At 71.9% G+C, this 14,590-nt stretch carries 10 protein-coding genes; all 10 read left to right on the forward strand.

The annotated features are described in order from the left end of the window. The coding region (locus VF665_RS18575; RefSeq protein ID WP_331054950.1) for an amidohydrolase at nt 1-1,481 on the forward strand (1,481 nt) is incomplete at its 5' end. A gap of 304 nt (nt 1,482-1,785) precedes the next feature. Continuing rightward, on the forward strand, nt 1,786-4,896 hold the full coding sequence (locus VF665_RS18580) for a PAS domain S-box protein (protein WP_331054951.1): 3,111 nt from the start codon (nt 1,786-1,788) through the stop codon (nt 4,894-4,896). A 292-nt stretch (nt 4,897-5,188) separates the two neighbouring features. Beyond that, nucleotides 5,189-6,661: an ATPase domain-containing protein gene (locus VF665_RS18585; protein ID WP_331054952.1), complete on the forward strand. Its 1,473-nt coding sequence runs from the start codon at nt 5,189-5,191 to the stop codon at nt 6,659-6,661. After that, nucleotides 6,658-7,953: a hybrid sensor histidine kinase/response regulator gene (locus VF665_RS18590; protein WP_331054953.1), complete on the forward strand. Its 1,296-nt coding sequence runs from the start codon at nt 6,658-6,660 to the stop codon at nt 7,951-7,953. Before VF665_RS18585 ends, VF665_RS18590 begins: the two co-directional genes overlap by 4 nt. Before the next feature lie 285 nt (nt 7,954-8,238). After that, complete coding sequence (locus VF665_RS18595) at nt 8,239-10,587, forward strand: PAS domain-containing sensor histidine kinase (protein WP_331054954.1); 2,349 nt, start codon at nt 8,239-8,241, stop codon at nt 10,585-10,587. A 330-nt stretch (nt 10,588-10,917) separates the two neighbouring features. Continuing rightward, entirely contained in the window at nt 10,918-11,346 is a 429-nt protein-coding gene (locus VF665_RS18600; RefSeq protein WP_331054955.1) for a YciI family protein, read from the forward strand. 372 nt (nt 11,347-11,718) lie between these two features. Next, nucleotides 11,719-12,195 carry a MarR family winged helix-turn-helix transcriptional regulator gene (locus tag VF665_RS18605; RefSeq protein ID WP_331054956.1) on the forward strand — a complete coding sequence of 159 codons (477 nt, stop codon included), beginning with the start codon at nt 11,719-11,721 and terminating at the stop codon, nt 12,193-12,195. 79 nt (nt 12,196-12,274) lie between these two features. Further along, nucleotides 12,275-12,529, forward strand: coding sequence for a hypothetical protein (locus VF665_RS18610; RefSeq protein ID WP_331054957.1), 255 nt, complete (start codon nt 12,275-12,277; stop codon nt 12,527-12,529). Between the two features lie 43 nt (nt 12,530-12,572). After that, entirely contained in the window at nt 12,573-13,847 is a 1,275-nt protein-coding gene (locus VF665_RS18615; RefSeq protein WP_349263151.1) for an RNA polymerase sigma factor, read from the forward strand. A 182-nt stretch (nt 13,848-14,029) separates the two neighbouring features. Further along, nucleotides 14,030-14,266 carry a hypothetical protein gene (locus VF665_RS18620; protein ID WP_331054959.1) on the forward strand — a complete coding sequence of 79 codons (237 nt, stop codon included), beginning with the start codon at nt 14,030-14,032 and terminating at the stop codon, nt 14,264-14,266. The last annotated feature ends 324 nt before the right edge of the window (nt 14,267-14,590 follow it).

The raw sequence follows: 14,590 nt of genomic DNA on the forward strand, positions 1-14,590 counted from the left end.
GGTCCGGCACCCGCCGCATCGCCCTGAGGGGGCGCACTGTGGTACCGGGGTTTGACGACGCCCACGCCCACGTGGGCGCCGGCGGGGTGCGCGGCGTGCGCGTGGTGGCGGACCGCGGCCCCACGCCGGACCCCACGCTCGCCGTGCTGGCGGATTCGCTGGCGGCCGCGGCGCGCAGGGCGCCCGCGGGAGAGTGGCTCACCAGCAGCATCGGCGGGCGGGTGTTCGACGACCCCCGGGCCACGCGCGCGCTGCTGGACTCCGTGGCGCCCCATCATCCCGTCTGGCTGCGGGGATGGAGCGGCCACGGCGTGATCCTGAACACGGCGGGGCTGCGCGCGGCGGGGCTGCTGGACGCGCCGGACCCGCAGGGCGGATGGCTGGCGCGCGACGCCGCGGGCCGCCCCATCGGCCGCGTGGACGAGTACGCCATGCTGCAGGTGGACCGGCGGCTGGCGCTGGCCCGGGGCGACTCGCTGCTGGCGGAGGCCATGCGCGGCTACGGCGAAAGCGGGTTGCGGCTGGGGATCACCTCGGTGCAGGACATGGCGCTGGCGTACGACCTCGCCTCCGCACGCGCCATCGGGGCGCGCGGGGCGGGGATGCGGGCGCGGCACCGCGTGATCCGCTTTCCCCTTCCCGCCACGCGACGCACCGACTGGCGCGTCGCGGGGGCGGACACGGTGCTGGGCCCCACCATGCACGTGTCCGGGGTCAAGTGGATCCTGGACGGCACCCCCATAGAGCGGCTGGCGCTGATGCGGCGGCCGTACGCGGACCGTGCGGGATGGCACGGGCGGATGAACTTCGCCTTCGATACCCTGCGGGCCATCTTGCGCGACGCCCTGGTGCGGCGGGAGCAGCCGATGCTGCACGCCGTGGGCGACAGCACCATCGCGCTGGTGATCCGCGCCATGCGGGCGGAAGCGCCGGACAGCGCGTGGCGGGCGCTGCGGCCCCGGCTGGAGCACGCGGACGCGGTGGGGCGCGACCAGCTGGCGGACCTGCGCGCGCTGGGGATCGTGATCGTGCAGAACCCGGCGCACCTGGCCATTCCGGAGGTGATGAACGCGCGCTGGGGGAGCGAGCGGCTGGCGCGGGTAAACCTGCTGCGCACGCTGCTGGATTCCGGGGTGCCGCTGGCCATCGGCAGCGACGGGCCGCGCGAGCCGGGGCTGAATGTGATGCTGGCGACGCTGCACCCCAACGTGCCGGGCGAGGCGCTCACCCGCGAGCAGGCGGTGGCCGCGTACACCCGCGGCTCGGCGTACGCCGCCTTTGCCGAACGCGAGCGCGGCACCCTGGCGCCGGGAATGCTGGCGGACCTGGCGGTGCTGTCGCAGGACATTTTCACCGTGGCCCCCGACGCCCTCCCGGGGACGGTGAGCGTGCTGACCATGGTGGGCGGGCAGATCGTGTATGAAGCCCGCCCCGGTGTGTCCTCGTCCGCCCCGGCCCCGACCGGCGAGGACGACCACTAGCCGGCCCGTTCCGCACGCGCGGCCGGAAAGCTCAACTGAGGCGCAGAGGCACGAGACGGGGACGATTCTCTCGCCGTCGTCGCTCTGCGCCTCTGGGCCTCTGGGCCTCTGGGCCTCTGGGCCTCTGGGCCTGCGTGCCCCGCCGGCCCGCGTGGATGCCCGTCCACGTGCCTCCGTGACCTCCTTGGTCCTCCGTGACCTCTGCGAGCAACGAAGTTGTTTTTCCATCCGATGACCCGTAAGCTGGCGGCTTGCTCTGTGCAGTGATGCAGACGGCCAGGCTCGTCTCCTCGCAATCATCCGGATGCCCGACCCCTTGGACTCCCCCGGCGGCTCCACACTCCCCATCCAGAACGCGTCCACCATCCTCGCCCGGCTTCCCGACGGCGTGGTGGTGGCGGACGCGGACGGGCGCATCGCCTGGGCCAACGACGCCGCGCGCGCCCTCCTGGGCCCGCTCGCGGACGGCGCGGGGCCGGAAGCGTACGCCGCGTCGTGGCGCACCCCGGAGGGCGCGCCCATGCCGCCGCACGCTACGCCGCTGGCCCGCGCCGCGCGGGGCGAGCCGGTGCCGGAGACGGAGTGGCGCATCGTTCGGGCGGACGGCACGGAGGGGGTGGCGCAGGGGAGCGCGGCGCCGCTGGCGGGCGGGGGCGCGGTGCTCACCGTTCGCGACGCCACCGAGCAGTGGCGGGCCACCCGCGTGCTGGTGGAGCAGGCCGCCGAAATGGAGATGCAGGCCGAGGCGCTGCAGACCCAGGCCGCGCAGCTGGAAGAGGTGCAGGTGGAGCTGGAGATGGGGGCGGACGAGCTGAACCGGGCCAACCGCGACCTGGACGACGCCCGCCGCCTGCTGCGCACCGTGCTGGACAACGCGACCTCCGCCCTGGTGCTGATGGACGCCGAGGGGCGCGCCCTGCTGTGGAACCCGGCGTGGGAGGCCATGTCCGGATACGGCCCGGACCAGATCGGCGGCGCCGTGGTGCACGAACTGGTGCACCACACGCGGCCGGACGGGCGGCCGTACCCCATCCACGAGTGCCCCCTCGGCAGCGCGCTGCGCGACGACGTGGCCGTCACCGAACACCACGACCAATTCGTTCGCCGCGACGGGACCTTCTTTCCCGTCCTGTGCAGCGCCCGCCCCGTGCACCAGGACGGCGTGCCCGTCGGGACGGTGCTGGAGGTGCGCGACATCACCCGGCAGCAGAAGGCCGAGGCGCGCGACCGCTTCTGGGCGGAGCTGGCGCGCGCCCTGGCCCCGCTCAGCGGCCCGGACGAGCTGATGGCCGTCACCGCGCGCATGCTGGGCGAGTACATGCGGGCCGACCGCTGCGCCTACGCCGAGGTGGAGGACGACCAGGACACCTTCGTGATCACCGGCGACTACACGCGCGACGGCATGCCCAGCATCGTGGGCCGCTTCCGCATGTCGGACTTCAGCGCCGAGGCCCTGCGCCTGAGCCGCGCCGACGAGGTGTACGTGGTGCACGACGTGGACAACGATCCGCGCGTGGGCCCCGCCGACCTGGCCGCGTACCGGCAGACGCGCATTCAGGCCGTCATCTCCGTCCCCCTGCTCAAGGACGGGCGCTTCGTGGCGGGGATGGCCGTGCACCAGGCGCGGCCCCGCCGGTGGGAGGCGGACGAGGTGCAGATGGTGCGCGCCGTGGTGCAGCGCTGCTGGGAGTCGCTGGAGCGCGCCCGGGCCCTGCGCGACCTGGTGATCAGCCAGGAGCGGCTGCAGCTCGCGCAGGAGGCGGGGCGCATCGGCAGCTTCGACTGGATGATCCCCGAAGACCGCATCCTGTGGTCTCCCGCGCTGGAGCGGCTGTACGGGCTGGAGCCCGGCTCCTTTCGCGGCGGGCTGGAGGCGTGGCGCAGCCGCGTGGTGCCCGAGGACGCGCGCGTGGTGGAGCGCGCCATCCAGGAATCCATCGCGGCGCGGCGCACGGAGCTGGACTACGACTTTCGCGCGTGCATGCCGGACGGGCGGTCGCGGTGGTTCTCCGGCCGCGCCCGCTTCGTGTACGACGAGCAGGGGCAGCCGCTGCGCATGCTGGGCGTGAACGTGGACGTGGACGAGCGCCGCCGCGCGGAGCAGGAGCGCGAGCAGCACCTGGCCGACGCCCGCCAGGCCCGCGCCGAGGCGGAAGCGGCCAACCGCGCCAAGAGCCAGTTCCTGGCCAACATGAGCCACGAGCTGCGCACCCCCATCAACGCCATTCTGGGGTACACCGAGCTGCTGCAGATGGGGATCAGCGGCCCGGTGACGGACACGCAGAACGCCCAGCTGGAGCGCATCCGCGCCAGCAGCACGCACCTGATGGGGCTGGTGGGCGAGCTGCTGGACCTGGCCAAGGTAGAGGCGGGGCAGATCGAGGTGGAGCGCGAGCGCGTCCCCGCCGCGGGCACCGTGCGGGAAGCGGTGGAACTGGTGGCCCCGCTGGCCGCGGAGCGCGGGATCGAGCTGCGCAGCCTGGTGGCGCCCGAGTCCGCGGCGGCGTACTGGGGCGACGCGGCGCGCGCGCGGCAGATCCTGCTGAACCTGCTTTCCAACGCCCTCAAGTTCACGGGGCGCGGCGGCCGGGTGACGGTGAGCTGCACGGGGCGCGAGCAGGCGGGCGAGGGGGTGCAGGCCGAGGGCGCCGGCCCCTGGCTGCGGCTGGACGTGGAGGACACGGGGATCGGCATTCCCGCGGAAAAGCTGCGCGAGGTGTTCGACCCGTTCGTTCAGGTGGAGAGCGGCTACACGCGGCAGACGGGCGGCACCGGGCTGGGCCTTACCATCAGCCGCCGCCTGGCCCGGCTGATGGGGGGCGACCTGGTGGTGCACAGCGAGGTGGGGGTGGGGTCGTGCTTCAGCCTGTGGCTCCCCGCCGCGCCGGCGCCGGTGCAGGAGGCCGCCGCGGGCGCGCGGGCGGACGGGCCCGGCACCGTGGCGCACCTGAGCGACGTGGGGCACGCGCTGGCCCGCCGCGCGGACGGAATCTCCCGCGCGCTGGGCGACCGGCTTCGCGCCAGCGGCTACCCGGGCGCGGAAGCGCTCATCCGCTCGGAGCTGGAGGACCACGCGCCCACCTTTCTGGTGGACATCGGCAACTCGCTCATCGGGCTGGACGAGGGGCACGGCGAGCCCGCGATTCTGCAGGACGGCAGTGAGATTCAGCGCGTGATCGCGGAGCTGCACGGGGCCCAGCGCGCGCGGCTGGGGTGGCCGCGTGAGGCCCTGCATCACGAATACGGCGTGCTGCGCGAGGAAGTGGAGCAGGCCCTGCGCGCCGACCTGTCCGCGCTGGGCGGCAGCTCGCTGGACGCCGCGCTGGAGCTCGTGGCCCGCATGCTGGAGCAGGCGGAGCAGGTGAGTCTGGCGGGGTGGCGGAGGGTGGGGGAGAGCAGGGAAGCCAGGGAATAGGGAATAGGGAATAGGGAATAGGGAATAGGGAATAGGGAATAGGGAATAGGGAATAGGGAATAGGGGACTGGGGACTGGGGACTGGGGACTGGGGACTCGGCGCTGGGCACTGGGCACTGGGCACTGGGCACTGGGCACTCAGCACTCAGCACTCCGCACTCAGCACTCAGCACTCAGCACTCAGCACTCCGCACTCAGCACTCAGCACTCCCGCCGTCCCGGATTCCCTCTGGCGAGCGGATTGCAAACGCGGGCTTCCGACCCGCGCCCCTTCACACGTACGGAGACGCACTTGACCACCGGTACCCCGCGCCGCCCCACCGGCCTGCCCGGCCTCGACGAGGTCCTGCACGGCGGACTCATCCCGGAACGGGCCTACCTGGTGCGCGGCGGGCCCGGCACGGGCAAGACCACGCTGGGGCTGCACTTTCTGCTCGCCGGCGTGGCGAACGGCGAAGCGGCGCTGCTCATCAGCCTGGAATCGTCGGAGGCGCAGCTGAGGCAGGACGCCGCCTCGCAGGGGCTGGACCTGAACGGCGTCACCGTTCTGGACCTGAGCCCCACCCACGAGTTCTTTGTCCAGAACCAGAGCTACGACATCTTCTCCCTCGCCGACGTGGAGCGCGACCCCACCACGCAGCGCATCATGCACATCGTGGAGGAGCTGCGCCCCGTGCGCGTGTTCGTGGACGCGGTCACCACGCTGCGCTACCTGGCCTCCGACAGCTTTCAGTTCCGCAAGCAGGCGCTCTCCTTCGTCCGTTACCTGGTGGACCACGGCGCCACGGTGCTGCTGAGTTCCGAGCCCACCCAGACGGTGTCCGACGACGACCTGCGCTTCATGGCCGACGGCATCATCGACCTGGAGATCTCGCCCGTGCACGGCGTGGTGCGGCGCACGCTGAGCATCGCCAAGTTCCGCGGCAGCGACTTCGAGGGGGGCGCCCACTCCATGCGCCTCACCGCCCACGGCATGGAGGTGTACCCGCGGCTGGTGCCCGGCTCGCACGAGCGCAGCTTCACGGCCGACCAGATCGCGTCGGGCGTGCCGGAACTGGACGAAATGCTGGGCGGGGGAATCGAGCGGGGGACCATCACCATCCTCAGCGGGCCCAGCGGGGTGGGCAAGACCACGCTGGGCATCCAGTTCATGAAGGAGGCGGCGTCGCGCGGCGAGCGTTCCGTGATCTACGCCTTTGAAGAGCAGCTGGACACCATTCTGCACCGGTGCGACAGCATCGGCATCCCGGTGCGCGGCATGGTGGACGAGGGTTCGCTCGACGTGGTGGAGGTGGAGCCGCTGCGCTTTTCCCCCGGCGAGTTCGCCCTCATGGTGCGCCGCGAGGTGGAGCAGAACAACGCGCGCATCGTCATGATCGACGGCATCGCCGGGTACGAGCTCACCCTGGCCGGCGACGACCTGGTGACGCACCTGCACGCACTGGGGCGCTACCTCAAGAACATGGGCGTCACCGTCCTCCTGGCCAACGAGGTGCGGGGGATCACCGGCGAGTTTCAGGCGACGGAGACGGGGATCAGCTATCTGTGCGACAACCTCGTCTTTCTGCGCTACCTGGAAGTGCGGGGCGAGCTGCGCAAGGCCATCGGGGTGCTCAAGAAGCGGCTGGGCGACTTTTCCAAGACGCTGCGCGAGATCGAGATCACCTGCGACGGGGTCCTCGTGGGCGAGCCGCTTACCGGGTTGCGCGGCGTGCTGACCGGAACGCCGGAGTGGGTGGACGAGCCCGGCCCGGGGCCGGCGTGAGCGTTTCTTCCGCGCCCGGAACGCCGCGGGACGCCGAGGCCGCCGCGCCGCCGGTGCCCGTGCCCCGCGCCAGCCGCATTCTTCTGCTGCTGGACCAGAAGGAGAACGGCTCCCTGCTCGCCGCCGAGCTGTCGCGCGACCACGAGCTGGTGGAGCCGCACGGCGACGACGCGCTGGACGGAGACTTTGACCTCTGCATTCTGGACGGACGCGCGCTGGACCGCCTGTGGGAGCGGGTGCAGGCCCGCAAGGCGCGCGAGCAGCCCACCCTGCTGCCGGTGCTCCTGATCACGTCGCGGCCGGGCGTAAAGATGATCACCCGGCACGTGTGGCGCAGCGTGGACGAGCTGATCATTACCCCCATTGAAAAGCCGGAGCTGCGCGCGCGCGTCGCCATTCTGCTGCGCGCCCGGTCGCTCTCGCTGTCGCTGCGCGAGAGCGAGGCCGAGGCGCGCGCGCTGGCCCGCAGCCTGGCGCAGCGCGCCAGCGAGATGGAGGCGCAGGCGGCGCGGCTGGAGGCGCAGACGCGCGAGCTGCGCTGGAGCGCCGAGCAGCTGGCCGAGCGCACGGCCGCCGCGGAAGAGGCCAACCGCGTCAAGAGCCAGTTTCTGGCCACCATGAGCCACGAGCTGCGCACCCCGCTCAACGCCATCGGCGGGTACACGGAGCTGCTGGAGATGGGGGTGCGCGGCCCGGTGACGGAGCAGCAGCGCGACGACCTGCTGCGCATTCAGGCCAGCCAGCGGCACCTGCTGGGGTTGATCAACGAAGTGCTGAACTACGCCAAGCTGGAGACCGGCGCGGTGCAGTACGAGGTGAGCGACGTGGCCGTGCGCGACGTGCTGAACAGCGCCGAGGCCCTGGTCTCGCCGCAGGCGCGGGTCAAGGGGCTGCAGCTGGAGGTGGTGCTTCGCGACCCCGGCCTCATCGTGCGCGCGGACGCGGACAAGCTGCTGCAGGTGCTGGCCAACCTGCTCAGCAACGCCGTCAAGTTCACGGACCGCGGGGGGCGGGTGGGGTTGTGGTGCGGCGTGGCGGACGGCGCGGTGCTGTTCCGCGTCACGGACAGCGGCATCGGCATTCCCGCGGACAAGCTGGACGCCATCTTTGAGCCCTTCGTGCAGGTGCGGTCGGACCTTACGCGCACGGCGGAGGGCACGGGGCTGGGGCTGGCCATCAGCCGCGACCTGGCGCGCGGCATGGGCGGGGAGCTGATCGCGGAAAGTGTGGTGGGGCAGGGGAGTACGTTTACGCTGATGCTGCCTGTGGGGACGGCAGGGAATAGGGAATAGGGAATAGGGAATAGGGGGAACTGCAACAGCGACGACAGTGCACCCGGAGGCACAGCGACGCGGAGAAAAGCGGAAAGGTGGTTCTTCTCCTCTGTGTCTCTGTGCCTCTGTGAGAGCCCTTCCGGTTTCTGTTGCCGTTCCTCGGTGACCTCCGGGATGGCAAGATCGACGATCCCGGCGCGATGAACGGGCGTGCGGGCACACGACGTGCTCCGCCGCCCGCCTCCGCCATCCCCGGCGCACGCGGCCGGAGGGAACGCGCATGGACTCGTCACGGGAGCGATGGTGGCTCAACGCAGTGAGCAGCACGAGGTTCCGGACCCCTTTGCCGGGCCCGGCGAGATGCGCGAACGGTGCCGGGCGCTGGACTGGTCGTCCACGCCGCTTGGGCCCGTGGAGACGTGGCCGCAGAGCCTGCGCACCGCCGCCGGAATGGCGCTCGCCTCCGGGTTCCCCGAAGTCGTCTGCTGGGGGCCGCGGCTCATCCAGATCTACAACGACGGCTACATCCCCATCACCGGCGCCAAGCACCCGTGGGCCCTCGGCCGCCCCACCACCGAGGTATGGCCGGAGGTGTGGCACCTGAACGGGCCGCTGTTCGCCCGCGCGCAGGCCGGCGAAACGGCCACGGTGGTGGACGCTCCCTACACGCTGCACCGCAACGGCCCCGACGCGCCGCCGGACGAAACGTTCTTCACCCTCAGCTTCAGCCCCATCCGCGACGAGGCGGGCGCCGTGGGCGGCGTCCTGGTGACCGCCATCGAAACCACGCGCGACGTGGAAGCGCGCCGCCTGCAGTCCGAACGCGAAAGCCTGTTCCGCGACCTGGAGGTGGAACGCGCGCGCCTCGCTTTCGTTTTTCACCGCGCGCCCTCGTTTCTGGCCGTGCTGCGCGGGCCGGACCACGTCTTCGAGCTGGCCAACGAGGCCTACTACCAGTTGGTGGGGGACCGCGACATCCTGGGCAAGCGGGTGCTGGACGCCCTTCCCGAAGTGCGCGGGCAGGGCTTTCAGGAGCTGCTGGACGGGGTGCTGCAGACCGGCGAGCCCATGATCGGCCGGGAGATGCCCGTGACCCTGGCGCGGACGCGGGGCGAGGCGCCGGAGCAGCGCTTCGTGGACCTCGCCTACATTCCGCTGCTGGACGCGGCCGGAGAGCGCGAGGGGATCATCGCCCACGGCATGGACGTGACGGACCACGTGCTCGCGCGCCGCGAGGCCGAGCGCCTGCTGCACGACGCCCGCGCCGCCCGCGCCGAGGCGGAGGCCGCCAACCGCGCCAAGAGCGAGTTCCTGGCCACCATGAGCCACGAGCTGCGCACCCCCATCAACGCCATGATGGGGTACACGGAGCTTCTGGAGATGGGGATCGGCGGCCCGGTTACGGCGGCGCAGCGCGAGCACCTGGGGCGCATCCGCTCCAGCAGCCTGCACCTGCTGGGGCTCATTGACGACGTGCTGGACCTGGCCCGCATCGAGGCCGGGCGCATGACGGTGGCGCGCGAGCCCGCCGCCGCCGCGCCCATCGTGGCCGCCGCGCTGGAACTGGTGGAGCCGCAGGCGGCGGAGCGCGGGCTGCGGCTGGAGAACCTCTGTGGCGGCGAGTCCGCGCGCTTTCTGGGCGATGCCGACCGGGTGCGGCAGATTCTGGCCAATCTGCTGTCCAACGCCGTCAAGTTCACCCCGGCCGGCGGGCGTATTTCGGTGGACTGCCAGGTGCGCGGCGAGCCCGGCTCCGGCGGGTGGCTGCGCGACGGCGGCCCCTGGCTGTGCATCCGCGTGCACGACACGGGGATCGGAATCGAGCCCGGGTTTCTGGAGCGCGTCTTTCGCCCGTTCGTGCAGGCCGACACGGGGCACACCCGGGCGCACGGCGGCACCGGGCTGGGGCTCAGCATCAGCCGCGAGTACGCCCGGCTGATGGGGGGCGACCTTACGGCGCGCAGCGAGCCCGGCCGCGGCTCGCGCTTCACCCTCTGGCTCCCCACCACGGACGCGGCGCCGGTGGACCGCCACGCCGTCCATCCCCCGTCCGCGGGGCTGGTGGTGGCGGGAAAGGCGGTGCAGGCAGACGTGGACGTGCTGGTGGCCGCCTACCGCGACCGCGTGCGCGCGGACCCGGTGTTTCCCGCGGCCGCCACGCTCACCGACAGCGAGATCGAGGACCACGTCTCGTCGTTCCTGGCCGACATCGCGCAGTCGCTCGTGATCCTGGGCGAAACAGGCGGGCAGCCGGATCTGCTGCGCGACGGGTCGGACCTGCAGCGGCTGATTTCTGAGCGGCACGGCGCGCAGCGCGCGCGGCTGCAGTGGACGGAGGAGGGGCTGCGGGCCGAGTTCTCGGCCCTCAAGGAGGAGGTGGATGCCCTGCTGCGCCGCCGCGACGCGCCGGAGCGGGACGCCGCGCTGCGCGTGCTGGGGCGCCTGCTGGACCGCGCCTGCGAGATCAGCGTGCGCGCGTTCCGGCTGGCCCAGTCATCCCTGTCCGCGGAGCGCGAGGACGTGCATGCCCGCACGGAAAGCGTCATCGCTCAGACGCGCCGGACCATCTCGGCCGTAAAGGACAGCGTGGCGCGCGATGACGGCGGGTTCGGTGCGCGGCCCCGTCCGGGCGTGGATGACGAGATGCGCTGAACGGCGATCGCATCTCACGGATGAACGGAAACGGCATCTCGCGGATGAAGGGAACGGCATCTCACGCGGAGGAGGCCGGGGGAGCGGAGGACACCGGGGAAAGCGGAGGACGCCGGGGAACCGCGGGAGGGGCGTGGCGGCCGGCATGCTGCGCCGCGGAGTTCTGCGAGCCGGACGGCGGTTCTGTGGATCCGGAAGGTGGCGGTTTGTGGTTGATGGGGAGGCGTGTCGAAATCGGTGCGCCTCGTTCGACGTGTGGATGAGGCCGTGATTGCGCGGGCAGTTCCGCCCGCCGCGCCGGCCTTGAGACCCGCGACCCGGAGCACCACCATGCGCTTCCTGATGTTCATCTACCCGGACGCCAGCGCCGAAGCGGGCGCCATGCCCGATGCCACGGCCGTCGCTGCGATGATGCGGTACAACGAGGAACTCGCCCGGGCGGGCGTGCTGCTGGCGCTGGACGGCCTGCACCCCACCTCGCAGGGCGCGCGCGTCTACTTTGACGGCGGCCGGCCGCGTGTGGTGGACGGCCCGTTCAGCGAGGCGCGCGAGGTCATCGGCGGGTACTGGATGATCCAGGTGAAATCCAGGGAAGAGGCCGTGGAGTGGGCGCGCCGCTGCCCCGTGACCACCGAACGCTTCCTGGAACTGCGCCGCGTGTTCGACATGGCGGACTTTCCCGCGGACGTGCAGGAAGCCGGCGACAGCGCCCTCGTCCGCGAACACCTGAAATCCCGCGCGGCCGCACCTGGCTCCTGAGAGGGAGATGCTTGCACGCCAACTCCGGTGCTGGTTCCTGGACCGCCAGGAGCCACGCTGGGTGGAATCGATTGTCGTGATGCTGAGCTCCGGCACCGGAACCGCCATTGGTCAAAGGCGGGGAATGCTGGCCGGGGCCGGTGCCGCGATGGCGCTGTGGCTTCTCTGGAGCGTTCTGTATCACACCTTTGTCAGGCGTCGAACTCCGCGCGGGTGAGAAGGATCCGAGCACCGTCCTTTCTGCCCGGTGCTGTCGTGGTTGGCGGCTTCGCGCCGCCCACGACTGCGAGCGGGGGCTGACTCGCGCCACGTCTCTCCCTTTCCGCCGCAATGGGTCTTGCGGACGGGGTGAAACATGCATATGCATGCATCATGATGGACCATCAATCCGCGGCCCGCACCATGACGGCCGACTGCCTGTGCTTTCGCGCGCGCCGCGTGTCTCGCGCCCTCACGCGCATGTACGACGACGCGCTGCGGCCGCTCGGCATTCAGGCGACGCAGCTCACGCTCCTCAACGCCGTGGCCATGTTCGGCGAGCAGGGCGCCACCATGGCGCGGCTGGCGGAGATCCTGGTGATGGACGCCACCACCCTCTCTCGCAACCTGAAGCCGCTGGAAACCGCGAACCTGCTGTTCCTCACGCGGCTGCACACCGACCGGCGCGTGCGCATCGTCCTGCTCACGCAGGAGGGCGAGCGCCGCGTGGCTGCCGCGCTGCCGCTGTGGACGGAGGCGCACGCCCGCATTGTCGCCGCGCTGGGCGAGGAGGATGCGCTGCAACTGCGCGACCGATTCGACCGCGCCACCGCCGCCACCGCGCGCCCGGCCCCGCCTGCCGCGCCGTGAGCACGCGACCGGTGCGCATCGCCCCCGGGCAGCGAACGCGACGAACCCGTTCGGAAACCAGGGATCCAGGATCTCCGACGTGAGCGAAACCGCCGCCCCGCCGCCCTCCCCCCGCACCGCGCTGCTGCGTCCGTGCCCGTTCTGCGGCGCGGGCGCCACGCTGGAGACGGACCCGTGGCTGGGCGAAAGCGTCCGCATCCGCTGCGCCAACGAGGCGTGCGGCGTGCTTCCGCACACGGAATACCTTCTGGTGCGCTTTGCCGACGAACTGTGCGCCGCGTGGAACGGGCGCCCGCCGCGGAGCACGCACGTCGCGGATCCGGTGGATGGCTGATCGCGCCGCCGCACCGCCGCGCGTCCCTGAAACCGGTCGCGCGGTGACGGCAGGCGATACGCACCGCGCCATCGACGCCGTGTGGCGAATCGAGTCCGCGCGGCTCATCGCCGGACTCGCGCGCATGGTGCGCGACGTGGGGTTGGCGGAGGACCTGGCGCAGGACGCGCTGGTGGCCGCGCTGGAGCGGTGGCCGCGGACGGGGGTGCCCGACAACCCCGGCGCGTGGCTGATGGCCGCGGCCAAGCGCCGCGCCATCGACGGCTTTCGCCACGACAAGCTGCTGGACCGCAAGCACCAGGAGCTCGGGCGGGAACTGGAGGCGCGCGCGGGATCGCTGGAGGCGGAGCTGGACGCCGCGCTGGACGACGCCGTGGGCGACGACCTGCTGCGCCTTGTCTTTACCTGCTGCCACCCGGTGCTGGGCACGGAGGCGCGCGTGGCGCTCACGCTGCGCATGCTGGGCGGATTGACGACGGAAGAGATCGCCCGGGCCTTTCTGGTGCCCACGCCCACCATCGCGCAGCGGATCGTGCGGGCCAAGCGCACGCTCAGCGAGTCGGGCGTGGGGTTCGAGGCGCCGCGGGCGGCGGAGCTTTCCGCGCGGCTGGCCTCCGTGCTGGAAGTCGTCTACCTGATCTTCAACGAAGGATATTCCGCCACGGCGGGCGACGACTGGGTGCGCCCCGCGCTGTGCGAAGACGCGCTGCGGCTGGGGCGCATTCTGGCCGGGCTCATGCCGGGCGAGCCGGAGGTGCACGGGCTGGTGGCGCTGATGGAGATTCAGGCGTCGCGGCTGGGGGCGCGCGTGGGGCCGGGCGGGGAGCCGGTGCTGCTGCTGGACCAGGACCGCCGCCGGTGGGACACGCTGCTGATCCAGCGCGGGCTGGCGGCGCTGGAACGGGCGCTTTCCCTCAGCGGCGGTGCGCCGGGGCCGTACGCGCTGCAGGCGGCCATCGCCGCCGTCCACGCGCGCGCACGCACGGCGGCAGAAACGGACTGGGTGCGCATGGCCGCGCTGTACGAGGCGCTCGCCCGGACCGCGCCGTCGCCGGTGGTGGAGCTGAACCGCGCGGTGGCGCTGGGGATGGCGTTCGGGCCGGCGGCGGGGCTGGAGTTGGCGGACCAGCTCGTGGAACTGCCGTCGCTCAGGAACTACCACCTGCTCCCCAGCGTGCGCGGCGACCTGCTGGCTCGGCTGGGTCGCGCGGACGAGGCCCGCGCCGAGTTCGAGCGCGCCGCCGCGCTGACGCGGAACGAGCGGGAGCGCGCCCTTCTGCTCCAGCGCGCCCGGGACTGCGCTGCGCTGCTCTCCTGACGGATCGGGGCCCCTTCGATTCAGCGTGCGGCCATCGCTACGCGCCGGTCGCCGGACCCGGAGACGCCCGTGCCGAAAAGCGTTACAATCGATTGTTACGTGCGTACTTGTGTGCGCCGGGCACGCGCCGCCAGCATGAGGGGGAGCAGGGTTCGTTTCCCCATTACGCAGCGGTATGGCCGGTGAACAGCGATCTTGAACTGATGCTCTGGGCGCTCTCGCATGGCTGGAGGGTGGCGCTTCTTCACGAGGGGGCGGACGGCGCGCTGTGGCGGTCGCCCACGCGGCAGCGGTTTCTGGTGACCAACGCCGGTCCCGCGTCCGACCTGCCGGCGCTTTCGCCCGAACTGCGCGGGATTCTGGCCGCCGCCCGTGCGGAACACGCCACGGCCGCAGCCCCGACGAGCGTTCCGGCGTAACAGGCCCGCCGTCCGTCACCACTCCCTGCCCGCACCTTCCCCCTTGGCGGGAAGGTGCGGGCGCTGTGTTTCTCGCGTGGGCCGCCCTTGGGCCGCCAGGTCCGGCGCTGGTTTTCGGGCTGCAACTTGTTCCATCGCAAGCGCTTGTCATCCTGAGGAGGCGCCGGAGGCACTTGCGGTGACACGGTATTCTGGCGCCGACGAAGGATCTGCTATGCCTGCGAGAACGGGCGTGCTTGCCGCGAAGTTGGCTCGGCGGCAAGTAGATCCTTCGACTCCGCGCCATGGTTCGGCGTGACGGAAGCAACGACGCAGCGCTGCGCT

It is taken from the genome of Longimicrobium sp., assembly GCF_036387355.1.
Classification (GTDB): domain Bacteria; phylum Gemmatimonadota; class Gemmatimonadetes; order Longimicrobiales; family Longimicrobiaceae; genus Longimicrobium.